The organism is Parasynechococcus sp., from assembly GCF_045559935.1.
Taxonomy (GTDB): Bacteria; Cyanobacteriota; Cyanobacteriia; order PCC-6307; family Cyanobiaceae; genus Parasynechococcus.
Window position 1 is genome coordinate 41,526 of record NZ_JBJLJL010000002.1, and the last position, 18,564, is coordinate 60,089.

The 18,564-nt window shown below is 62.2% G+C and carries 33 protein-coding genes; 19 read left to right on the forward strand and 14 right to left on the reverse strand.

Annotated elements, in window-relative coordinates:
• Nucleotides 1-17: 17 nt before the first annotated feature.
• The 5 genes from ACJ0G7_RS00675 to ACJ0G7_RS00695 all read right to left on the reverse strand — a co-directional run bounded on the left by ACJ0G7_RS00675 (nt 18) and on the right by ACJ0G7_RS00695 (nt 2,273).
• Nucleotides 18-518: a DoxX family protein gene (locus ACJ0G7_RS00675; protein WP_043690674.1), complete on the reverse strand. Its 501-nt coding sequence runs from the start codon at nt 516-518 to the stop codon at nt 18-20.
• Between the two features lie 107 nt (nt 519-625).
• Nucleotides 626-943 (reverse strand): DUF3303 domain-containing protein, encoded by a 318-nt coding sequence (locus ACJ0G7_RS00680; protein WP_043690671.1) that lies wholly within the window; start codon nt 941-943, stop codon nt 626-628.
• A gap of 69 nt (nt 944-1,012) precedes the next feature.
• Nucleotides 1,013-1,675 carry an SDR family oxidoreductase gene (locus ACJ0G7_RS00685; RefSeq protein WP_407394742.1) on the reverse strand — a complete coding sequence of 221 codons (663 nt, stop codon included), beginning with the start codon at nt 1,673-1,675 and terminating at the stop codon, nt 1,013-1,015.
• Nucleotides 1,676-1,699: 24 nt separating this feature from the next.
• Complete coding sequence (locus ACJ0G7_RS00690) at nt 1,700-2,065, reverse strand: DoxX family protein (RefSeq protein WP_407394744.1); 366 nt, start codon at nt 2,063-2,065, stop codon at nt 1,700-1,702.
• The gene (locus ACJ0G7_RS00695; protein ID WP_043690663.1) at nt 2,055-2,273 is read right to left on the reverse strand and encodes a CP12 domain-containing protein; all 219 of its coding nucleotides are present in this window, start codon (nt 2,271-2,273) and stop codon (nt 2,055-2,057) included. The genes ACJ0G7_RS00690 and ACJ0G7_RS00695 overlap by 11 nt, the downstream gene beginning before the upstream one ends.
• A 187-nt stretch (nt 2,274-2,460) precedes the next feature.
• On the opposite strand from ACJ0G7_RS00695, the gene ACJ0G7_RS00700 reads away from it, so the two are divergent.
• Nucleotides 2,461-2,619: a hypothetical protein gene (locus ACJ0G7_RS00700; RefSeq protein WP_156957054.1), complete on the forward strand. Its 159-nt coding sequence runs from the start codon at nt 2,461-2,463 to the stop codon at nt 2,617-2,619.
• A gap of 179 nt (nt 2,620-2,798) precedes the next feature.
• Complete coding sequence (locus ACJ0G7_RS00705) at nt 2,799-3,032, forward strand: hypothetical protein (protein WP_407394747.1); 234 nt, start codon at nt 2,799-2,801, stop codon at nt 3,030-3,032.
• Between the two features lie 28 nt (nt 3,033-3,060).
• On the opposite strand, the gene ACJ0G7_RS00710 is transcribed toward ACJ0G7_RS00705, so the two are convergent.
• Together ACJ0G7_RS00710 and ACJ0G7_RS00715 are read right to left on the reverse strand one after the other, a co-directional pair.
• Entirely contained in the window at nt 3,061-3,537 is a 477-nt protein-coding gene (locus ACJ0G7_RS00710; protein ID WP_407394749.1) for a hypothetical protein, read from the reverse strand.
• A 17-nt stretch (nt 3,538-3,554) separates the two neighbouring features.
• A complete protein-coding gene (locus ACJ0G7_RS00715) occupies nt 3,555-3,725 on the reverse strand; it encodes a hypothetical protein (protein ID WP_173402102.1) in 171 nt (56 codons plus the stop codon).
• Nucleotides 3,726-3,804: 79 nt separating this feature from the next.
• Here ACJ0G7_RS00715 and ACJ0G7_RS00720 point away from each other — a divergent pair, with 79 nt between their 5' ends.
• Entirely contained in the window at nt 3,805-4,302 is a 498-nt protein-coding gene (locus ACJ0G7_RS00720) for a hypothetical protein (RefSeq protein ID WP_407394750.1), read from the forward strand.
• A 16-nt stretch (nt 4,303-4,318) separates the two neighbouring features.
• Nucleotides 4,319-5,089, forward strand: coding sequence for a sulfite exporter TauE/SafE family protein (locus tag ACJ0G7_RS00725; protein ID WP_407394752.1), 771 nt, complete (start codon nt 4,319-4,321; stop codon nt 5,087-5,089).
• On the opposite strand, the gene ACJ0G7_RS00730 is transcribed toward ACJ0G7_RS00725, so the two are convergent.
• Complete coding sequence (locus tag ACJ0G7_RS00730) at nt 5,066-5,296, reverse strand: hypothetical protein (RefSeq protein ID WP_407394754.1); 231 nt, start codon at nt 5,294-5,296, stop codon at nt 5,066-5,068. The genes ACJ0G7_RS00725 and ACJ0G7_RS00730 overlap by 24 nt on opposite strands.
• 55 nt (nt 5,297-5,351) lie before the next feature.
• On the opposite strand from ACJ0G7_RS00730, the gene ACJ0G7_RS00735 reads away from it, so the two are divergent.
• Together ACJ0G7_RS00735 and ACJ0G7_RS00740 are read left to right on the forward strand one after the other, a co-directional pair.
• Nucleotides 5,352-5,879, forward strand: coding sequence for a DUF1993 family protein (locus ACJ0G7_RS00735; protein ID WP_043696359.1), 528 nt, complete (start codon nt 5,352-5,354; stop codon nt 5,877-5,879).
• Nucleotides 5,880-5,922: 43 nt separating this feature from the next.
• On the forward strand, nt 5,923-6,192 hold the full coding sequence (locus ACJ0G7_RS00740) for a hypothetical protein (protein WP_043690650.1): 270 nt from the start codon (nt 5,923-5,925) through the stop codon (nt 6,190-6,192).
• An 8-nt stretch (nt 6,193-6,200) separates the two neighbouring features.
• Here the strand turns inward: ACJ0G7_RS00740 and ACJ0G7_RS00745 are convergent, their stop codons facing one another.
• Nucleotides 6,201-6,419 (reverse strand): hypothetical protein, encoded by a 219-nt coding sequence (locus tag ACJ0G7_RS00745; protein WP_407394756.1) that lies wholly within the window; start codon nt 6,417-6,419, stop codon nt 6,201-6,203.
• A 293-nt stretch (nt 6,420-6,712) separates the two neighbouring features.
• On the opposite strand from ACJ0G7_RS00745, the gene ACJ0G7_RS00750 reads away from it, so the two are divergent.
• The 7 genes from ACJ0G7_RS00750 to ACJ0G7_RS00780 all read left to right on the forward strand — a co-directional run bounded on the left by ACJ0G7_RS00750 (nt 6,713) and on the right by ACJ0G7_RS00780 (nt 10,807).
• Nucleotides 6,713-7,657, forward strand: coding sequence for a DUF481 domain-containing protein (locus tag ACJ0G7_RS00750; protein ID WP_407394758.1), 945 nt, complete (start codon nt 6,713-6,715; stop codon nt 7,655-7,657).
• 3 nt (nt 7,658-7,660) lie between these two features.
• Nucleotides 7,661-8,095, forward strand: coding sequence for a nuclear transport factor 2 family protein (locus tag ACJ0G7_RS00755; RefSeq protein ID WP_043690641.1), 435 nt, complete (start codon nt 7,661-7,663; stop codon nt 8,093-8,095).
• Nucleotides 8,096-8,151: 56 nt separating this feature from the next.
• Nucleotides 8,152-8,316, forward strand: a complete 165-nt coding sequence (locus ACJ0G7_RS00760) for a hypothetical protein (protein ID WP_156957051.1) — start codon at nt 8,152-8,154, stop codon at nt 8,314-8,316.
• Nucleotides 8,317-8,333: 17 nt separating this feature from the next.
• Nucleotides 8,334-8,870 (forward strand): AAA family ATPase, encoded by a 537-nt coding sequence (locus tag ACJ0G7_RS00765; protein ID WP_407394761.1) that lies wholly within the window; start codon nt 8,334-8,336, stop codon nt 8,868-8,870.
• A gap of 180 nt (nt 8,871-9,050) precedes the next feature.
• Nucleotides 9,051-9,980 (forward strand): hypothetical protein, encoded by a 930-nt coding sequence (locus ACJ0G7_RS00770; protein ID WP_407394762.1) that lies wholly within the window; start codon nt 9,051-9,053, stop codon nt 9,978-9,980.
• A 67-nt stretch (nt 9,981-10,047) separates the two neighbouring features.
• Nucleotides 10,048-10,230 (forward strand): hypothetical protein, encoded by a 183-nt coding sequence (locus ACJ0G7_RS00775; RefSeq protein WP_043690636.1) that lies wholly within the window; start codon nt 10,048-10,050, stop codon nt 10,228-10,230.
• Nucleotides 10,231-10,237: 7 nt separating this feature from the next.
• Nucleotides 10,238-10,807, forward strand: coding sequence for a DUF924 family protein (locus ACJ0G7_RS00780; protein ID WP_407394764.1), 570 nt, complete (start codon nt 10,238-10,240; stop codon nt 10,805-10,807).
• On the opposite strand, the gene ACJ0G7_RS00785 is transcribed toward ACJ0G7_RS00780, so the two are convergent.
• The 3 genes from ACJ0G7_RS00785 to ACJ0G7_RS00795 all read right to left on the reverse strand — a co-directional run bounded on the left by ACJ0G7_RS00785 (nt 10,792) and on the right by ACJ0G7_RS00795 (nt 11,414).
• Nucleotides 10,792-10,977 (reverse strand): hypothetical protein, encoded by a 186-nt coding sequence (locus ACJ0G7_RS00785; protein ID WP_156957050.1) that lies wholly within the window; start codon nt 10,975-10,977, stop codon nt 10,792-10,794. The genes ACJ0G7_RS00780 and ACJ0G7_RS00785 overlap by 16 nt on opposite strands.
• On the reverse strand, nt 10,953-11,126 hold the full coding sequence (locus ACJ0G7_RS00790) for a hypothetical protein (RefSeq protein WP_407394766.1): 174 nt from the start codon (nt 11,124-11,126) through the stop codon (nt 10,953-10,955). Before ACJ0G7_RS00790 ends, ACJ0G7_RS00785 begins: the two co-directional genes overlap by 25 nt.
• 90 nt (nt 11,127-11,216) lie before the next feature.
• A complete protein-coding gene (locus ACJ0G7_RS00795; RefSeq protein ID WP_043690633.1) occupies nt 11,217-11,414 on the reverse strand; it encodes a hypothetical protein in 198 nt (65 codons plus the stop codon).
• Nucleotides 11,415-11,625: 211 nt separating this feature from the next.
• Between ACJ0G7_RS00795 and ACJ0G7_RS00800 the strand changes: the two genes are divergently transcribed.
• Both ACJ0G7_RS00800 and ACJ0G7_RS00805 read left to right on the forward strand, forming a co-directional pair.
• Nucleotides 11,626-12,216 (forward strand): thermonuclease family protein, encoded by a 591-nt coding sequence (locus ACJ0G7_RS00800; RefSeq protein ID WP_407394768.1) that lies wholly within the window; start codon nt 11,626-11,628, stop codon nt 12,214-12,216.
• 61 nt (nt 12,217-12,277) lie between these two features.
• Nucleotides 12,278-12,502 (forward strand): hypothetical protein, encoded by a 225-nt coding sequence (locus ACJ0G7_RS00805; protein ID WP_043690628.1) that lies wholly within the window; start codon nt 12,278-12,280, stop codon nt 12,500-12,502.
• 199 nt (nt 12,503-12,701) lie between these two features.
• On the opposite strand, the gene psbA is transcribed toward ACJ0G7_RS00805, so the two are convergent.
• Both psbA and ACJ0G7_RS00815 read right to left on the reverse strand, forming a co-directional pair.
• Complete coding sequence (gene psbA / locus ACJ0G7_RS00810) at nt 12,702-13,778, reverse strand: photosystem II q(b) protein (RefSeq protein WP_043690625.1); 1,077 nt, start codon at nt 13,776-13,778, stop codon at nt 12,702-12,704.
• 142 nt (nt 13,779-13,920) lie between these two features.
• Nucleotides 13,921-15,237: a YcjF family protein gene (locus ACJ0G7_RS00815; protein ID WP_407394771.1), complete on the reverse strand. Its 1,317-nt coding sequence runs from the start codon at nt 15,235-15,237 to the stop codon at nt 13,921-13,923.
• A 113-nt stretch (nt 15,238-15,350) separates the two neighbouring features.
• Between ACJ0G7_RS00815 and ACJ0G7_RS00820 the strand changes: the two genes are divergently transcribed.
• Genes ACJ0G7_RS00820 through trpS form a run of 4 tightly spaced genes read left to right on the forward strand, consistent with a single transcriptional unit; the run spans nt 15,351 to nt 18,460 of the window.
• Nucleotides 15,351-16,289, forward strand: coding sequence for a cation diffusion facilitator family transporter (locus ACJ0G7_RS00820; protein WP_407394773.1), 939 nt, complete (start codon nt 15,351-15,353; stop codon nt 16,287-16,289).
• Nucleotides 16,282-16,809 carry a hypothetical protein gene (locus ACJ0G7_RS00825; protein WP_043690620.1) on the forward strand — a complete coding sequence of 176 codons (528 nt, stop codon included), beginning with the start codon at nt 16,282-16,284 and terminating at the stop codon, nt 16,807-16,809. Before ACJ0G7_RS00820 ends, ACJ0G7_RS00825 begins: the two co-directional genes overlap by 8 nt.
• 16 nt (nt 16,810-16,825) lie before the next feature.
• Nucleotides 16,826-17,443 carry a hypothetical protein gene (locus ACJ0G7_RS00830; protein WP_407394775.1) on the forward strand — a complete coding sequence of 206 codons (618 nt, stop codon included), beginning with the start codon at nt 16,826-16,828 and terminating at the stop codon, nt 17,441-17,443.
• A gap of 3 nt (nt 17,444-17,446) precedes the next feature.
• Complete coding sequence (gene trpS / locus ACJ0G7_RS00835) at nt 17,447-18,460, forward strand: tryptophan--tRNA ligase (RefSeq protein ID WP_407394776.1); 1,014 nt, start codon at nt 17,447-17,449, stop codon at nt 18,458-18,460.
• Nucleotides 18,461-18,564 lie beyond the last annotated feature (104 nt).

Genomic DNA, 18,564 nt, shown 5'->3' on the forward strand with positions numbered 1-18,564 from the left:
AGGACGTGAAGCCCGCTTCAACGATTGACAGGAACTTCGCTCAGGCCGGGCGTACGGGAGACCAGGTCATCCAGGGATTCAGCCGTGGCGGTGTAATCAGGCTCCAGCCGGCGGGCGATCAGCTCATCGATGGACAGCATTCCCGGCCCACAGGCCAGAACGGCGACGGCGGCCGCGAAATACAGACCGAGAAGTTCGAGCAGGTAGATGTTGAATCCGGCCGTGATGATGGCGTGGTAGATGGCAACGCTGATCGTTCCGGCGACGGCCAGAGCCCCGAAGCGGGTGAGCAGACCCGTGATCAGCAGCCAGCTGCCGATCACTTCGGAGAATGCAGCCACGTACGACAGCAGGATCGGGAAGGGGAGATGCAGGGGACGCACGAAGGCGTCGGCGAAGTTCTCGATGTTGGCGAGCTTCTCGTAACCGTGGTGAATGAGAAGTGAGCCTGTGAACACCCGCAGAAGAAGCAGACCCAGATCTGCAAGGAAAGGTCGCGTAAGGACGGCGCGGATCATGGGACTGCTAACACTTCACATAGGTTAAAAAACCTATGTGAAGCAGTGTGGCTCAACCGCTTAATTGAGCATTTCTACCCAGCCCTGCCGGTGGCTGGGGGGCGTGGTCAGTCGACCTCGTCAAGCTTGGCGTTGTGCTCTTTCTGCATCTCCACCATCTCGCCACAGCTCAGCGCCGGTGTGTACTCGATGTCGATGCCGAACATCGATCTCCAGAACATGAAATGCCGGAACAGCGCTTTGGCGTCAGCCGCCTTGCAGATGATGCACACACGACCTGATTCCGGCATGTGGAGCCTGGCCACGAGCTCGAAGCCGTCGAATCTGTCTTCGGAAGCACCACCTTCCATGTATTCGATGAAGGCGGTGTAGGCCTCGTCCTGGGTTTCAGAGGGAATCTGCGCTTCGCAAACGAAAAACTGCACGGGAGCTCCTGGGGACGCCGTTCTTCTAGTGGCAACCGCATCCGAAGGGCGGTGCCCCCTGAGACACGATCAGGCGAGAGCATCGGCCATGGCCACCGGTTCGAGTTCCTCACTGCTGGTGATCTCGACGATGCGACCGATCGACGCCGGAGTCTGCAGAGCCTCCACACAGCAACGGGCCACCAGCCGCCGGGGGATGGAATCACTCTCCTGTTGATCCGGCCCGCTCCAGCGAATGGCCTCGCGCTCCAGATCCTGATCTCGCTCCGAGAGACCGCCGGGTCGGATCACAGTCCAGTCCAGACCACTGGTTTCAAGCGCACGTTCGCCGACACGCTTCCAGACCAGGATCAGACCGAACAGGTTGAGGGGATGCCGCCAGCGGCCGGCACAGAGGGAACTGACCAGCACCACACGGGAGACTCCGACACGACGGCAACTCTCCACCTGGCGCTTCACGCCCCAGGCATCCACACGCATCGGACCACTCAGATCGATCGAGGGGCGAGCACCTGTGGCGATCACCAGGGAATCCACATCCCGCAGGGCCTGATCAAGTGACGCGTCATCCGTCAGATCGAGGCGATGCTGCTCACAGGCCTCCAGGGATTCAGGCAGCGTGGATGCTGGTCGCAGCAGCAGCCTGGCCTGGCCTCCGGCACGCACCACCTCTTCGGCCACGCGGAAACCGGTCCGCCCGGAAGCTCCACTCACGGCCACCGTGCCGAGCATGCTGGTGCTGTCGCTGGCCAGACCCTAACGACGGCCCGCCGTGGGTACGGGTCGGGTGATCGCCAGCAGCAGGGCTCCGATCAGGGAGAGATTGCGGATGAATCCAGCATCGATCGGTGCCGCATGGAAGATCAGCGTGGTCGGCACCAGAAAAATCAGCAGAAGCGAGGCACCGAGACGGGTGTCTCGCCCCAGCCCCAGAAAGAACGAACCGAGAATCAGGAGCACGATCGCCGCTGCCAGCAGGGCACCCGCCACTGGAGCGGGAATGCCCTTGGCGGCGATGCGGCTCACCGTGCCGCCGAAGTCAGTCAGTTTCCCTGGAACGGCGTTGATGAACATCGCCGCCAGGGCCAGACGGCCGAACCTGTCAACCAGGTCAGTCGTCATACACGAGGCATTCGGGTTCGTCGGGGTTCTGCTCGCAGAACAGCTCGAGCGGGGAAGGATCGTGCTTGTCCTCGGGGAAAGCACGCTTGTGATCGAGCAGCCACTGCAGCTCCTCGGTCAGGTGGCGCACCTTGCCGTCGTTGTGATCGGCGAGGGCCTTCAGGAATTCCTCCTGATCCTTCTGGATGTGGTCGTCGATGGTTTTCATGCTTCCGGTCGAAACCTCTCCTCCGTTTGTTAGCGAGCGAAGGCGGACCGGATCAGCGGGTATTTCTACCTTTATTGGAAAAACAACACATCAGCATTCGCAATCGTCTCTGATCAAAGTCATGTGACGCATTGGTGGTCAGAAGAGCCATCAGGGGCGATCGTCTGATTGACAAAGAAAAGCGTTCATGCATTTCACGGAACGATCGCTGCTGACCGGCACAATCCTGTTCGGGATTGGGCTGATCGTCGGTATCGCCATCGGCTCGGCGACCGCCGTATCGGCACTCACCCAGGGGGCTCCTGACGTGCTGCAGAGCTGGTCCGGTGTGGTGGCCCTGCCCTGATATTGACGAACGATCCTGAACCGCCTATCAACACTGCCAAGGCGGCTTCGAGATCATGAACAGCAATGCTGAGCGCATCATCTTTCGCAGACGGAAAGCAGGATTGCATCGCTTTCTCGCCAGCATGCGCCAATTGATTTTCGGCTGATGAACAGCTGAGGTCAGTGCTTCAGCAAATGATGCGGCGCCGCGAGCCTGTGGTGGGCCATGTTGGGCGTGTCCTTCGCGTCGCGTCCGTGACCGATCGCAGGCCTTACACCGTCCTTTACCGGACGTCTGACAACAGCACCCTCGAAAACTGTTTCTACGCCTCTGATGCCTTTCAGGCTCGGTTGCTCGCCATCGAATTCAACAACTACATCAAGGACCACCCCAACCGCATCGTGAGGATCTTCAGCTCCCCCACCTGCTGAGCCGCCGTTCAGCAGGTGAGAACAGCCCTCAGATCAAGGCAAGCGGAAGGGGATGATCCAGGGATCGGCAGTTGTGGTCGTCGTCGTTGGTGGTCCTTAATTCAAGGTTGAAGAACAGGGCCGACGGCTTCGACACATAAGGTCCCGCATGCCAGGTACCCGGATGCAGCTTGATGCCCTCACCCGGGAGCAGTTTCAGCAGCAGAACAGAGTCGGAGCTGAGCCCGGCGGTGCCGGCTTCATGCGGAGCGACCGCCAGCCACCAGGGCTCGGCATCAGCGGATCCGAGGCACTGACTGACGCGGAAATGGCAGGTCATCGCCGCCACCACGGGAGGGCGACGCCTCAGACGCATCAGATAAAAGCGCGGTTGGCCGTCGGGGTCGAAATGAAGATCGGCATCCTCCGGACCGAATCTGGCTGGATCGTCCTGAGGCAGAAGCAGGGTTCCACACGCCGAGAACCGGGAGTCCTGCGGTCGGATCGGCTTGATCACATCGGTCATCGGATCGATGCGGATCCTCAGCGAGACCCGACGCTGATGTTGCCGGCACTGATCAGCTGTTCGAGCCTGGCGGTGAGCTTCTGCTCCGTTCGATCGAAGTCGTCATGGTTTCCGGCGACGTAGGCCAGCTCCTCACTGGTGATCACCTGATGGGTGACGGCATCCAGATAGATCTGAACCAGGGACATCGTTCCGACGTCAACAGGGCACAATCCTGGCAACAGTGGTCGGGAAACGGAGGCGTCCTTCGACACGGACGGAAGCGGTATGCACCCCCAGCGGATTCAGAGCCTCATCAAGGAGTGCGGCCTCGGTCTCTTCGACCTGGCCTGCCATGTCAGTGCCCTCACCACCTGGGATCTCAACGTGCCGGTGGGTGTGATCGATGCCCGGCGCAGCACCCCGAAACTGACCGTCACCGCCATCGGAACGATCAACTCGGTGGTGCGGGCATCCGCCACCATCGGCCATCCGCTGATGCGGCGCTTCTTCGAACGCATGGAGGCCGTCGGTGTGGATCAGGCCCTGAACGAATCCAACTCAGGGCCGGAATCCGAAGCCTTCGAAGAGGTCTGGCAGGCCTACAAGGACGAACGCCGCCGCGGCGAAGCACCGATGTGGAGCATCGAAGACGCCACGGATTTCGTGATGACCTCGCGGGAGGCGCTCAGCGATCGCGAAGTGGCCTGTGTGGCGATTCTTCCCGGAGAACCTCACGCCATCGTCACCTTCTCGGTACCGATCGCCTTCCTCACGAGCGGATGACCGCCGCCGCATCCCGATGAGCCTGGAATCCCTGCTGCTGTTCCTGGGGCTCGGCCTGATCGCCGTGATCGCCAACGCGATGTCGGCGTTTGCCGGCGGCGGAGCCGGACTGGTGCAGCTGCCGGCCCTGATCCTGCTGGGCCTGCCTTTCGCCACAGCCCTGGCGACGCACAAGCTGGCCAGCGTGGCCCTGGGAATCGGTGCCGCCGGACGTCACTGGCGGGCCAGCAGTCTCGATCCGCAGCTGTCAGGCCTCGTGTTGCTGGCAGGACTTCCCGGGGTGTGGATCGGTGCCAGTGCCGTCCTGGCCCTGCCGGATCGCTTGGCCTCGGCTGCCCTCGCACTCCTCACCCTCGGACTGGGGTTCTATTCGGCCCGCCGACCTGAGCTGGGCCGTGAGGACCGGCCGACGGCTTGGACCCGTTCAACGATCGCCGTCGGGGCCGCGGTGCTCTTCGGAATCGGAATCCTGAATGGATCACTGACCTCCGGCACCGGACTGTTCGTGACCATCTGGCTCGTGCGCTGGTTCGGACTGAGTTACACCCGCGCGGTGGCCCACACGCTGATCCTGGTGGGCCTTGGCTGGAACGGCACCGGAGCCCTCGTGCTGGGCATCAGCGGGGAGATCCGCTGGGACTGGCTGCCGGCACTGATCGCCGGGTCGTTGATCGGTGGATACCTCGGAGCGCACCTGTCCCTGAAGCGGGGCAGCCGCATGGTGAAACGCGCCTTCGAGCTGCTGGCCCTGCTGATGGGCGTTTCACTGCTGATCCGGAGTCTCTGAGGGATCTGTCGCCAGAAAACGTCCGGCAAAACGGGTCGCCAGCACCGCGGTGGCTGCCCCGTAGGCGATGAAGGTGATGGCCTGACCGGTCGTACCGGTTTCGTAGACCTCGCCTGTGAGCAGCATCCAGTCCATCAGTGACGCAACCGTGCCCCAGATCACCACCCAGACCGAGACATAGGCGATACCGCGAAAGGTGGAGTTCACGCTGGCCGAAGCGACTGGCGAAAGGCTAAAGAAGCAGCACCAGCTCCAGACATCCGTGTCTCGCTCCTTTCACTCCGCTCTGGTTCCTCCGCTGGTGCGCAATCTGAACAATCTGAGCCACCTGCTGAGGCGGGCCGGACGTCACGCGGAGGCCTCGGGGTTCCCGATGGCCGTGCTTCTCTCCAGCCGCCTTTACCCCGACATGTTCGATCTCACCCGTCAGGTGCAGATCAGCACGGACATCTCCCGGCGGGGCGTGGCCCGTCTCTCCGGACGGGAGGCTCCCGTGATGGAAGACAACGAGACGGAGCTGAGCCAATTGCTGGAACGGATCGCACGAAGCATCGACTTCATGGAGAGCATCACAGCGGCGGAACTTGATGGGGCCGAAGACCGCGAGATCCGACTGCCCATCCCAGGAAGCATGGGGGGAGGCGAGCGGGTGTTCGAGGGGGAGGACTTCCTGCGCTCCTTCGTGCTTCCCAATGCCTATTTCCATGTGACCACCGCCTTCGCCATCCTTCGCCACAACGGCGTGCCGATCGGAAAGTTCGATTACCTCCTTGGCGAGGATGCCCCCTGAAACGCAGTGCCTCCCGTAGTCTCAGCCCGGACAGGACGTGGGGATGCCGAGGAAGCGCCGCAAGCTCAGCAAGGAGATGGAGGCCGAGATGGCCGCCGCCAAGCGCAAGATCGAACTGATCATGGCTCTGATCCATGACATCCGGGACGACGACATCCAGGGTGAATATCTGGAAGCCTTCGGGCAGATCCGTTCAGCCGTTGTGAACCTCGTGGCGAAATACACCACAGACGGGTTCTGCGAGGAGACCGAAGGCCTCCTCGCGCTTTACAAGGGCCTGATTGTGGAATTTGAAGAGGAGTTCGAGCTCTGAGACCGAGTTCAGAGGCTGTAGGAGACCCCGCGGTAGCGGAAGTTGCCTGACTTCTGATCAGCAGGGCCATTGCTGGCGCTGTACCCACACCCTCGATAGGTGAGCGTGCGGGAGGAGCGAGCCTCGTCCTGACGGGCGCCGTACACGCCGCGGTCGTAACGGAGCTGCTGGGATTGAACTGATACGGCCTGCTCGTAAGCCTGGCCGCGATAAAGAAGCGTGGTCATGGGTCGCGTCCGAGATTGGCCGGCGTCCCCGTTCCATGGCGCCGGTCGAACTGCGCTCCGCCGTGTAGCGGAGTGAACGTTGTGTAGCGGTTGCTACAGACCCGTTATAGAGCAATGGTCAAGACGTGTGATGTTCAACAGAGCACAGGTTTATGGCCCGCCGGGGAGATAATCAACCGACTCATTCGATCGGTCGCCATGCCGTTGCGGCAGAACAAGAATCAAGTCTCTCCGCTTCGGCTGAAGATCACCCTTTTGGTCGCTGGTTTTGGACCACTGATCGCCGTCGGACTATGGCTCCAGTCCAAGGGATTCTTCAGTTGATGGCCATCCATCACGCCCTTGCAGCCCCACTGTTTCTGGCGCTGTTTCTGACGCTGCCCGACGGAAGGGCCGTCAAGGCTGAAACCATTCGACTCACCCTGAAGAACGGCGACACCATCAACGCTGAATTGGTGCCGGATGAGAGCACGGACGAGCGGAAGGTGGTGATGCATCCTCAGCTCGGCCGCCTGGAGGTGAGCCGGGATGCCATCCGACCCGAGCCGACACCCCCTGCCTGGAAATCCTCGATCTCCGCAGGAGTGATCGGGAACAACAAGGATGGGAATGACGACGTCACGGCCACATTCGCAGCAACATCGACTTACAAAAAAGACGGCGACAAACTCAGCCTGAAAGGGGGATACAACTACAACACCACCCGGGACGGGAATGAGCCCTTCAAGGTGCAGACCGACAAGGGCTCCGCGACCGTCCGCTACGACCGAAGACTCACCCAAGGCATCTCGCTGGTCACATTCGCCGACTACCACTACAACGCCACGAACGAGGCCAGCGTCAACACGGTGAAAGGGGCCGTCGGGCTCGGAGTTCCACTGATCAATACCCCATCCACACAGCTGACGCTTTCTCTCGGCCCCTCCTTTCAATGGGGCAACGGAGGGAGCGACTGTGACACCGACTCAGCCTGTGGCCGGACCTACCCCGGAGCCAGCTTCACCACAGAGCTGGACTGGACACCGAATCCATCCTTCCGCATCAGTCTCGACAACAACTTCTCGGCCCTTGCCGCCTCGGAGTTGAAACCCACCAACAGCTTCGGCGCCACCATCAAATATTTCCCGTCCATCACCAGCGGCATGTTCACCTCCTTGCAATTCCTCTCCACTTACAACAGCATCGCCAAGCCGGAGATCGACAACACCGTCAACGGTCAAGTCGGAATCGAATTCTGAATCATGCTGACGCCTCCCCTCAACAGTGACGACCTGCGTCGACTGTTCAGTAAGCCTTACGGAACTCCCGGCCCCACCCCGGAGCAATGGAAAGCGGTCTACGCCGAAGACGTTCTGTTCATCGACCCAACTCAGGAACAAAAAGGTGTCGATGCATACATCCGTGCCCAGGACGGCCTGATGAAGCGGTGTGACGATGTGTTCCTGGAAACAGAGAGCGTGGCTCTCAACGGTGAAGTGGCTTTCGTGGAATGGCGCATGGGCCTGAAGATCAAAGGGATCGAATTCATCTACCCGGGTGCAACAAGGCTCGTTTTCGGGAGCGATGGACGCATCACCAATCACAGGGACTACTTCGATTTCGTGGGTCCGACCTTCGGCCCTGTCCCTGTTCTGGGGCCATTCGTGCGCTGGATCTACAAACGATTCGTGTCTTGACAGTGACCGCATCAAAGTAAAAATCAAGGCATGATGATTTAATTCCGCCTGTTCTGATGGACCACGAACTCGACAAAGTCATCGCTTGGATCGACGATCGCGATGCTGAAGCCGAGCAGTGGCTCAATGAACAGGCTGCTGAACGCTTCAATCTGAAACCGGAATCCGAAATGGCTGCCTACCTCGCAGCTGTTCTTTCCTCCGACCTTCTTCCGGACTGAAACCCCTGCATTGCCACATGCTGATCGGTCCTCCGGCCAGCGGCAAATCCACCACCGCTCAAGAGCTGGCAGCACAGCTGCAGGCCCTGGTTCTGTCAACGGATGTGCTGCGTGAGGAGCTGTGGGGAGATGCGGCGATTCAGGGTCCCTGGCCCGTCCTCGAACGCGTGCTGCACAGCAGGATCCGGGAGTCCGTCGAAGCCGGGCGACCCGTTTTGATCGATGCCACCCACGCCCGCCGCCGCTGGAGGCGGCGGTTGATCCACGCATCCGGCCTGCCTGCCGAGGTGCGCTGGGTGGGCTGGTGGATGCAGACGCCGCTCAGCATCTGTCTGGTCTGGAATCGACGCCGCACCCGCCAGGTACCGGAGGCAGTGATCCGTCGGTTCGCCGCCACACTTTCAGACCCGCAGGCCTCTCCGACGCTGTCGGAAGGCTTTGCAGCCCTGCATCCACTGGATCCCAGCCGCGGGGGCCTGCAGGAACAGATCCGCCAGGCCCTCGAGGGAACAGCGCTCAATCAGGGAACAGATGACGCGACGACTGAAGCTTGATGAGAAACAGAGACCAACAGAGCAGCATCAGCGCGAAAGCCAGCGTCCGATCAACCAGCAGGGGAGATGGATCAGAACTCTCAACAGCAGCTGAACGTTGCCTGGAACCCGCTGAAGAATGCGTCAGCACCCCCCGTTCCCGTTCTCAGCGATAGAACCGGAACAGAACGCGAAGCCTCCATGGGACGACCACGGAAGTTCGAGGGAAAAGGGAAGAACACCGAGATCGAGACCACCGTGCGGATCGACATCCGGGAGGTGGAAAGCACAAAGGACGGTGAGGTGACCTCGTCACGGACCCTGGAGGAGAGCCGCATCATCAACCGGGGCATCACACGGGCCCGGGACATCGAACTGGAGTTCCGCGACTGCAAGCAGTTTCTGCTCAGCTGGATCGAACGCCAGCAGCTGATCTACGGCTGCCAGATGCATCTCTGGGATGACGACATCCTCAGGGCGCTGGCCGACAAGCAACGCAACTGCATGGTGACCGTGCCGGTCACCGACTGGATGCGAGAGGAGCCTCGGGCCCTCCATGGCCAGGAGGCCAAGTGGCGTGACGTCGTGGAGAAGTGGTATCCACGCATTTCCTGCCGCCATGACCAGCTGCCGGAACCACCCGGCGTCTCCTACACCCAGGCGATCGAGGACTGCCTGAAACAGACGAGCCGGCAGTCCAGACACTCGGAACGCAGCCGTGGAGGCGGCGAACTGAATATCGGCAAGCTTTATTTCACCCTCACCGGCCAGGCCACCTTTCCGGAGTTCGACCAGTTGCTGGATCGCATTCACAGCGATGACCATCGGCAGGACAAGCGGCTTCCCGGGATCATTCTCGTGAAGGGCAGCAAGCAGTCGGGAAGCGATCTGGGGCTGATGCACCACAAATTCTTCATCGGTCGCGGTCGTCCCTTCCGTCACAACCAGAACGGGGAACTGAGCCTGATCGTTGGCACCTACAACTGCTCCTGGGGAGCACGCAACAACCTGGAAAGTCTGATGATTTTCAGACGCGAGGATTACAGGGAAATCATTGATGCCTACCGAACGGAATTCTTCGGAATTGTCTGTTCCAGGAAACTGGCCTGGGGCTACTGGCCCCTGGCATGAAGAAAGGTGAGCAGACGCTGCAGTCATGCACCGCCATGTCGAACCTGCATGCACCTGCAACAGGTTGATGAGCCTCGGCGAACTGTTCCTGGAAGCCATGGCCTCCGGCGTGATCACCAAGGGGGAGGTGGCCTGGGTGACGTGTCATCAGGATGACTTCAACCGCACGGAGGAGGCGGTGGCCCAGCGGCTTGGGCGACTGATGGACGAGGGCAGCATTCAGCTGGGGTGCCGGCTGCCCTCTGCCTGAGCTCGGATTGGCCTCCGGCTCCCCGGCTCAGGCCGACGCGATCCTGAACTTCTGGTTTCAGGAGTGCCGTCCGATCCAGTGGTTTCAAGCAGATCCTGGGATGGACAGCGTCATCCGCAGCCGGTTCGGTGCCGCGGTGCAGCAGGCGATCGACGGAGACTGCCAGGACTGGCATCAGGAACCACAGACAGCCCTGGCCCTCGTGCTGCTGCTCGATCAGTTCCCAAGGCACATCTGGCGCGGCAAGGCGGCGGCCTATGCCGGAGACAACCAGGCTCTGCAACTCAGCCTGCTTGCCGAAAGCCATGGCTGGCTTCAGCAGGAAGAGCAGCGTGCACGGCGTCAGTTCTGGTTGATGCCGAGGCTTCACAGCGAGGACCTCGCCGTGCAGACCCAGGCGCTGAGCCTGTTCGAACGTTGGACCGATCCACGCACCCACGCCGTGGCCTTGCGGCACAGGGAGATCATCCGACGCTTCGGGCGCTTCCCGCACCGAAACAGCGCCCTGAAGCGCAGCTCAACGCCCGCTGAACTGCAGCATCTTCAACAGACGAGACCAGCTCAGAGCGCCCGCTGATGCAACCGACGCCGGCCGGACCTGCCGCGCATCCGTTTCACCATCCGGCGACCGGCACGGCTGGTCTGGGCCACCTCCAGCTGATTCCAGCGCCAGCCCAGAAGGGAGACCAGCACCACCAGCACCACCAGCAGCAGTCCGACGATCACAGGCAGAGACTGCTGCGCCACAGCTCCTGCTCATCCCCCAGATGGTGGCGCATGCAGCTGCTGATGCAGTCATCGTCGCCATCCACAGGACAGCGGGTGATGCACTCAAACCAGGCATCCACGGCATCCCAGGTCCTGCTCGTTCCGGGGCCGTCCTGTTCGTTCGCCATCACAACCCAGCGCCTTGAAACCGTTGTAAGCCCTCCGGCGACAGGAGAGCATCCGCCAGTCACAAGCCTTGAGAAACGGCATGCCGCCGATCAGCGCTCACCCTCCTGATCCAGGGAGAACTCCAGCAATGCGGCATACAACAGGGTCCGCAGACGCTGCAGATCCTGCTGCTCCACGGGATCCGGTCCGCCAGGCCATTTCTGCAGATAGAAATCCACCGAGCGGTGAAGCAGGCGAATGGCCGCGATATCCAGATCGAACTGAAGCGTGGGGGGCTGGTCGGTCATCGGTCGATTCTCCGACCCCCATCCTGAAGTCTCCTGCCGTACACAGCTGCGACTCAACTGCTGGTCAGGGCAAGAATTGATCGCTTACAGTCAGCAAAGAGGCGACATCACTTCCGATTAATCATCAATAAGCATGGACACATTCACCGTCAAACGAGTTATCAGCGGTGACACATTCGTCATCAAAGACAAGAACATCGGAAAAGTAAAGGTGCAGATCGCCGGCATCACGTCGGCCATCAGTGCCAACGGGAACTGCGACGAGCGCTTTCGCGACATCCTCACCGGCCTGCTGCCGAAGGGATCGGACGTGAAACTCAGCCTCAAGGATCTGGATGATCAGGGCAAGGTGACATCCAAGGTCCGTTTTCAGGGAGATATCGCCAAGAAATTGATCAAACGAGGCTATGCGCAGGTGAATCTGGCTCGCCTTGAAGACATCAGCCCATCCAGACTCAAGAAGCTGGAAAGGCTCCAGCAACGCGCCATCGACAAGAAAAAAGGTTTCTGGAGTGATGCATTCGCCGACTGCAGGCCGGAAGACTTCCCCGACGACGTGATCTCCAGCGAAGCGGAGATCACGTCGACCAGCCAGCTGCCGGAGTTCACCACAAAACCCGACAGCGGCATCCCGGGATACAACGGCGCCAGCGACATCCAGTGCAGCACCTGCTCGTGGACCGACATCGGCTTCGTGCCGGGGCAATCCACCCAGCTCTTCGGAGATCAGGACATCACCGTCGCCACACTGTTCGATCCGGAACTCGTCGGCCCTGATATGGCCGAACCGATCACAGGCTGAACAGCAGCTCGACATCCGCACCAGCCTCGGTATAGTACAGATGTACTGACTCGAGCCGAGCATGGCGCCCCCCATGGAGAGGTCTGTTCTGCGACCCAGCCGGTCACTGATGACCTGCATCACCTGCCAGTGCTTCCGGCATCAGACAGACGATGACGGCACCACGCACCCCGCCTGCGAGCTGCACGCCTCCACGATTCCTCAGGGCCACCATCTCAACCACCGCTGCCATCAGTGGCTGCCCCGTCTGGAACTGAAGATCGGCTGGTGCCCCGAAGCCGCCTGAATCAAGGACACCAGAGGAGGGGGCAGCAACCGATTCTGAGCTGTCTGATGAAGCTGGGAACCAGAAATGCCTTCACCAGATCGAGGACCACGGAGAAGCGCTTCAGCAAACAAAAAGCCCCCACCTTGCGGTGAGGGCTTTCCGATTCAGTTGATCTGAATCGTTTGGTCTGTTCCAGAAGGAACAGGTTGATTCCAGATCAACCGATGGCAGGTGCCTGCAGAGCCACAGGAGTGGACTCAACAGTTGCCAGGTCGAGGGGGAAGTTGTGAGCGTTGCGCTCGTGCATCACTTCCATGCCGAGACCGGCACGGTTGATCATGTCGGCCCAGGTGTTCACAACGCGGCCCTGACCATCAAGGATGGACTGGTTGAAGTTGAAGCCGTTCAGGTTGAAGGCCATGGTTGACACGCCCATGGACGTGAACCAGATGCCGACAACAGGCCAGGCAGCCAGGAAGAAGTGAAGGCTACGGCTGTTGTTGAAGGAGGCGTATTGGAAGATCAGGCGACCGAAGTAACCGTGGGCAGCCACGATGTTGTAGGTCTCTTCCTCTTGGCCGAACTTGTAGCCGTAGTTCTGGGACTCGGTCTCGGTGGTTTCACGCACCAGGGAGGAGGTCACCAGGGAGCCGTGCATGGCGGAGAACAGGGATCCACCGAACACACCTGCGACGCCCAGCATGTGGAAGGGGTGCATCAGGATGTTGTGCTCGGCCTGGAACACCAACATGAAGTTGAAGGTGCCGGAGATGCCCAGGGGCATGCCGTCGGAGAAGGAACCCTGACCGAAGGGGTAGACCAGGAACACAGCGAAGGCAGCTGACAGCGGAGCGCTGTAGGCGACGCAGATCCAGGGGCGCATGCCCAGGCGGTAGGAGAGTTCCCACTGGCGACCCATGTAGGCGGAGATGCCGATCAGGAAGTGGAAACAAACCAGCTGATAAGGGCCGCCGTTGTACAGCCACTCATCGAGGGATGCAGCTTCCCAGATGGGATAGAAGTGCAGGCCGATGGCGTTGGAGGAGGGAACAACAGCACCGGAGATGATGTTGTTGCCGTAGAGGAAGGAGCCGGCGACAGGCTCGCGGATGCCGTCGATATCAACCGGGGGAGCGGCGATGAAGGCGATGATGAAGCAGATGGTGGCTGCCAGAAGACAGGGAATCATCAGCACGCCGAACCAACCCACGTAAACGCGGTTGTTGGTGTCGGTCACCCACTGACAGAAGGCTTCCCAGTTGCTCTGGCGTCCGCTGCGGATGGCGGTGGACATGAGAGAGAAATGAAGACGGAAACAACCCCCCTGAAAGAAGGGAAGGTTGTGAAAAGCCTATGGAGTGCCGCACTTATTACACGGCGATTAAATATTCCGACGCAGGTCTCAATTCAACTTCATGAAGCACTTCATGAAGGCGTCATGAAGTTGCGTGAAGTAGCCACTGCTGGGATTGCTTCATGAATCCTCCCCAGTCCAATCGTTCCTGTTCGGCAGCCTTCGCCACCAGAACCGGCGCCTCCCGCTTGAGCCGCTCCAGATCCAGTGCATCCACCCCTGCATTCAACGCCAGCCAGTCCGCCATGGAACGCCCCACGACGCGGGTGAGGTAGGCAGCGCTGATCGCCTGCATCGTGCCCGCCACCAGCCAGCTGCCGCCATCCAGCTTCGCCAGCCCCAGCAGCATCTGGCTGCTCCACTCCACCACCCCCTGAGCAAGGGCGGCTCGGGCGAGCTGACCGGCAGCCTCCCGCAACACATCCGGCTGCAGATCCGTGCCCCACAACGTGCCCATCTCACGCAGCATCAGACCGTTGGCCACCGCCACCGCCAGCAGATCAAGGCTGGGCAGGGGGGATGCCAGCACGGAAGCCGCCACGATCCACTGGGTCCGCTGCTGCAGCGCCTGGAAGCGACGGCGACGCACCTGCTCAAGGTCAGCCTGCCACTGCTGATGCAGGCCCCTCAGCAGGCGCTGACGGGTGTCCTGAAGGTTGCGGATCGGTGCTCCCAGCTGACGGCGCAGGGGCTGAAGGACGTCCCGCAGCACGCCATCCGGCCGCTGGACCAGCACGCGATCCACCCAGCGGGCGGGGAGCTGAGCCAGCAGGGACTCGCTGCAGTGCCGATCACTCTCCCCGGCCGTGCTCCGCACCAGCAGCCACGTCGGCTGATCCTCCGGCAACTGCTGGATCCAGAGAAGGTCCTCCGCCAGCAGCGGTGCCGCAAGGCTGAACAGGATCAGCTCCTGCTCTTGAAGCACCGTCGGCCAGGTTCTGGCCCCCTCCGCACTGGCCAGGGGACGCGCCACGGACAACGTCAGCGGGGCCGCACCGGCCAGGGCCTGTTCGAGCTCCCCCTGCTGCGGGCAGGTCGCCGGATCGACGCACACCAGCGCCAGCCGTTGCGGACCCGAACGCTGGACCACCGCATCGAGCTGCTGACGTCGGACACCACCGTCGGGCTCCAGCGTTTCGAACTGATCCAGAACCTCCCTGCAGCGGGCGATCCAGCCCTGAAGGGAGGCAGGTTCCTGAAAGCGGGGAGGCGTCGACCCGCGGCTGAGCCACCAGACCCCGGCGCCGGTGAGCAGCACGCCGAGGCCACCACCGGGGACGTGCAGCAGATCACCGAGAAACCACTGCCCCAGAAACAGTCCACCGCCAGCCAGAGCGAGCCTGCCGGTGAGGTCCTTGGGCACCGGGAGAAGCTTCGCCAGCGGGACCGGGGGATTCACGCAGCAGACCTCAGGGGCAATCGTCGTCTTAGCTCAACCTCCAGCATGCGACCAGGAACACCGGTCAGACCGCTGAGTTCTCCATACCGTGAAGGGACGGAACGCGCTGATGCATGGCCACCAGTAACGGACGGATCGTCACGGGACGAGGAGGCGACCGTCGCAACAGTGTCCGGCGCGTGCTCACCGTTGCCCTGGCCCTCAACATCGCGATGTCGCTGCTGAAGCTGACCGTCGGCCTGGTCAGCGGCTCCCTCGCCGTGATCGCCGATGCCATGCACAGCGCCACCGACGCTCTCTCGAGCCTGACCGGCCTGATCACGAACAACCTCTCCGACCCCAGACCCGACCGTGATCACCCGTACGGACATCACAAATACGAAGCGATCGGCGCCCTCGGCATCGCGGGATTCATCCTGTTCACGGCCCTGGAGATCCTGCTGAGGTCTGGCGAACGGGTTCTGGAGGGTCTGCCCGCCATCCGCGTGACGGGCCAGGAGCTGCTGCTGCTGCTGCTGGTGCTCGGACTCAATCTGCTCCTGGCCGGTTACGAGCACAACGAAGGGCGGCGGCTCGACAGCGCCCTTCTCAAAGCCGATGCCCAGCACGCCGCCAGTGACGTGTGGACCACCGTGGTCGTGCTGGTGGGCATGGCCGGAGCCTTCTGGCTGAAGGTGAGCTGGCTGGACGTCGCACTGGCGATCCCCATGGCGCTGCTGCTGATCCGGGTCTGCTGGCAGGTCCTGCGCCGCACCCTGCCCTGGCTTGTGGATCACATCGCCATCGCCCCGGAGGCGATCCACGCCGAGGCGATGGGGGTGCCCGGTGTGATCAACTGCCACGACATCGCCAGCCGCGGCGTGCTTGGGCAGCAGGTGTTCATCGACATGCACATGGTGGTTGAGGCCGATGACCTGGCGACGGCGCACAGCATCACCGAGCTGGTGGAGGAACGCCTCGATCGGAGCTTCGGCCCTGTGCGATGCACGATTCATCTCGAACCGAAGGACTACGTGGAAGAGGGCATCACCTACACCGGCACCCATGGCTGACGGGCCGATCAGCATCGATCGCCTGGGCAGCCTCACCGCACGCCAGCGTCTGGCCCTCTTCGGGGTGCTGGAGGAAGTGCGCCAGGCGCGCTCCTGGAGCTGGAGACTGCCGGTTCTGCTGCACGACCGCTGCTGGCTGCGGCTGTCGCGCATCCGACTGGATCAGCTGCAACGCTGGCTCCCACCCGATGGCGGCGGCGACGCCCCGGAACTGATCCGGTACAGGGAGCTCCTGAGCACGGGAGATTCCCCGCTTCAGGCCCAGCAGCGCTGCTGGCTCGAATTCGGGACGGAAGACTGCCAGCGCGCCCTCAAGGGCTTCTGGGTCAGTCAGGACACCTGCCGACATGGCTGGACCACCACGCGATACCTGGATCTGCTGAGTCGCTACAGGGAGATGTTCGAAGCCGGGGACACCGCGGTGCCGATGCTGGTGCTGGCGCGCGCAGGCAGTCGCGAGCGACACAAGCTGTGCTGGGTTTCTGACAGCACACCGACGATGCGGCACACTTGCGCCTGATTCCAGGCCGCAGGCCATGAGCGATTCGTACGGCAGCGATCCCCAGCAGCAGGGAGGTCAGGGTGACGGAGGCCGTGAGGGCTTCCGGGGTGAAGGCGGCCGTGGAGGCAACCGGGGCGGCCGCCCATCCGGCGGGAACCGCGAAGGTGGTGGTTTCCGCATCCGCCTGAGCGACAACGAGATGCGCTCCGCGCGGGCGCTCCAGGAAGCCTTCAATCTGCGCTCCACCGTTGCGGTGCTCGGCTTCGCCGTGCGCACCCTCGGCCAGATGCTCGAAGACGGCCAGCTCGGTGAACTGGTGGAGCAGCAGCGCTCCCAGGCAGCACGGGGTGGCCGGCGCGATGGCGGCGGGAAGGATGGCGGCGGTCGCGGTCGTCGCTTCGACGATGAGCGCTCCGGTGGCGGTGGACGCGGGTCCCGTCCCGATCCCTTCGCCCGCCCCTCCAAGCCCCAGCCTCCAGAGCCGGAACCGGAGCCTGCACCGGAGCCAGAGCCGGAGACCGCACCGGATGCCGAGGCTGAACCCCTGGCCGAGACCGGGAGCGAGGCGGCCGTTGAGTCCACCGACCAGGAGTCCACTGACCCGGAGACCACTGACCAGGAGACCACCAAGACCGCCGAAGCCGAGGCCTGATCGATGCCACGCCCCCGGGTTCTCTCCGGTGTCCAGCCAACCGGTGCCCTGCATCTGGGCAACTGGCTGGGGGCGATCCGTAACTGGGTCGATCTGCAGAACACCCACGACACCTATGTGTGTGTGGTTGATCTGCACGCGATCACCGTCCCCCATGACCCGGCGAAGCTCGCGGAGCACTCCCTCGGCACCGCCGCCCTGTATCTCGCCTGCGGGATGGATCCGGAGCGCTGCGCCATCTTCATCCAGAGCCAGGTGGCGGCCCACAGCGAGCTCTGCTGGCTGCTCAACTGCGTCACCCCTCTGAACTGGCTGGAACGGATGATCCAGTTCAAGGAGAAGGCGGTGAAACAGGGCGACAACGTCTCCGTCGGCCTGCTCGACTATCCGGTGCTGATGGCAGCGGACATCCTTCTCTACGACGCCGATCTGGTGCCGGTTGGTGAAGACCAGAAGCAGCATCTGGAACTGGCCCGTGACATCGCCCAGCAACGCATCAATGCCCGCTTCGGCAGTGAGGACCATCCGGTCCTCAAGGTTCCCCAGCCGATGATCCTCAAGGAGGGGGCCCGGGTGATGAGCCTCACCGACGGGCGCAGCAAGATGAGCAAGAGCGACCCCAACGAGGGCAGCCGCATCACCCTGCTGGATCCACCGGAGCTGATCACCAAGAAGATCAAGCGGGCGAAGACCGACCCGGAGAGAGGCCTGGAATTCGGCAACCCGGAGAGACCGGAAACAGACAATCTCCTCAGCCTCTACGCCATCCTCAGCGGCAAGGGTCGGGAGCAGGCCGCGGCGGAATGCGCCGACATGGGCTGGGGTCAGTTCAAACCACTTCTGGCGGAGGCCACCGTGGCTGCGCTGGAGCCGATCCAGGCGCGTTACCACCTGCTGATGGAGGACCGCAAGGAGCTTGAGCAGGTGCTCAAGCACGGTCGGAACAAGGCTGAAAGCGTGGCCAACGCAACCCTCTCCAGGGTGCGCGATGCCCTCGGCTTCGCGACTCCGGGCTGATCGGGATCCGCAGCATTGATAAGCCGGGCTGATCAGAGCTGCCCAAGACGGCACTGCGCGGAATCACCCCCGCAACAGCCCCGGACCAGCCGCAGCCAGGCGAG

Excerpts from the sequence above, each read along its gene's own strand:
- ACJ0G7_RS00795 (WP_043690633.1), bottom strand. The coding sequence starts at position 11,414 with ATGACCGACCAGCCCCCCACGCTTCAGTTCGATCTGGATATCGCGGCC.
- ACJ0G7_RS00750 (WP_407394758.1), top strand. The coding sequence starts at position 6,713 with ATGGCTCCAGTCCAAGGGATTCTTCAGTTGATGGCCATCCATCACGCC.
- ACJ0G7_RS00705 (WP_407394747.1), top strand. The coding sequence starts at position 2,799 with ATGCGGCGCCGCGAGCCTGTGGTGGGCCATGTTGGGCGTGTCCTTCGC.
- ACJ0G7_RS00765 (WP_407394761.1), top strand. The coding sequence starts at position 8,334 with ATGCTGATCGGTCCTCCGGCCAGCGGCAAATCCACCACCGCTCAAGAG.
- ACJ0G7_RS00755 (WP_043690641.1), top strand. The coding sequence starts at position 7,661 with ATGCTGACGCCTCCCCTCAACAGTGACGACCTGCGTCGACTGTTCAGT.
- ACJ0G7_RS00675 (WP_043690674.1), bottom strand. The coding sequence starts at position 518 with ATGATCCGCGCCGTCCTTACGCGACCTTTCCTTGCAGATCTGGGTCTG.
- ACJ0G7_RS00745 (WP_407394756.1), bottom strand. The coding sequence starts at position 6,419 with ATGACCACGCTTCTTTATCGCGGCCAGGCTTACGAGCAGGCCGTATCA.
- ACJ0G7_RS00760 (WP_156957051.1), top strand. The coding sequence starts at position 8,152 with ATGGACCACGAACTCGACAAAGTCATCGCTTGGATCGACGATCGCGAT.
- ACJ0G7_RS00710 (WP_407394749.1), bottom strand. The coding sequence starts at position 3,537 with ATGACCGATGTGATCAAGCCGATCCGACCGCAGGACTCCCGGTTCTCG.
- ACJ0G7_RS00805 (WP_043690628.1), top strand. The coding sequence starts at position 12,278 with ATGGCGCCCCCCATGGAGAGGTCTGTTCTGCGACCCAGCCGGTCACTG.
- ACJ0G7_RS00775 (WP_043690636.1), top strand. The coding sequence starts at position 10,048 with ATGAGCCTCGGCGAACTGTTCCTGGAAGCCATGGCCTCCGGCGTGATC.
- ACJ0G7_RS00690 (WP_407394744.1), bottom strand. The coding sequence starts at position 2,065 with ATGACGACTGACCTGGTTGACAGGTTCGGCCGTCTGGCCCTGGCGGCG.
- psbA (WP_043690625.1), bottom strand. The coding sequence starts at position 13,778 with ATGTCCACCGCCATCCGCAGCGGACGCCAGAGCAACTGGGAAGCCTTC.
- ACJ0G7_RS00825 (WP_043690620.1), top strand. The coding sequence starts at position 16,282 with ATGGCTGACGGGCCGATCAGCATCGATCGCCTGGGCAGCCTCACCGCA.
- ACJ0G7_RS00725 (WP_407394752.1), top strand. The coding sequence starts at position 4,319 with ATGAGCCTGGAATCCCTGCTGCTGTTCCTGGGGCTCGGCCTGATCGCC.
- trpS (WP_407394776.1), top strand. The coding sequence starts at position 17,447 with ATGCCACGCCCCCGGGTTCTCTCCGGTGTCCAGCCAACCGGTGCCCTG.
- ACJ0G7_RS00830 (WP_407394775.1), top strand. The coding sequence starts at position 16,826 with ATGAGCGATTCGTACGGCAGCGATCCCCAGCAGCAGGGAGGTCAGGGT.
- ACJ0G7_RS00700 (WP_156957054.1), top strand. The coding sequence starts at position 2,461 with ATGCATTTCACGGAACGATCGCTGCTGACCGGCACAATCCTGTTCGGG.
- ACJ0G7_RS00720 (WP_407394750.1), top strand. The coding sequence starts at position 3,805 with ATGCACCCCCAGCGGATTCAGAGCCTCATCAAGGAGTGCGGCCTCGGT.
- ACJ0G7_RS00740 (WP_043690650.1), top strand. The coding sequence starts at position 5,923 with ATGCCGAGGAAGCGCCGCAAGCTCAGCAAGGAGATGGAGGCCGAGATG.
- ACJ0G7_RS00820 (WP_407394773.1), top strand. The coding sequence starts at position 15,351 with ATGGCCACCAGTAACGGACGGATCGTCACGGGACGAGGAGGCGACCGT.
- ACJ0G7_RS00770 (WP_407394762.1), top strand. The coding sequence starts at position 9,051 with ATGGGACGACCACGGAAGTTCGAGGGAAAAGGGAAGAACACCGAGATC.
- ACJ0G7_RS00685 (WP_407394742.1), bottom strand. The coding sequence starts at position 1,675 with ATGCTCGGCACGGTGGCCGTGAGTGGAGCTTCCGGGCGGACCGGTTTC.
- ACJ0G7_RS00790 (WP_407394766.1), bottom strand. The coding sequence starts at position 11,126 with ATGGCGAACGAACAGGACGGCCCCGGAACGAGCAGGACCTGGGATGCC.
- ACJ0G7_RS00715 (WP_173402102.1), bottom strand. The coding sequence starts at position 3,725 with ATGTCCCTGGTTCAGATCTATCTGGATGCCGTCACCCATCAGGTGATC.
- ACJ0G7_RS00695 (WP_043690663.1), bottom strand. The coding sequence starts at position 2,273 with ATGAAAACCATCGACGACCACATCCAGAAGGATCAGGAGGAATTCCTG.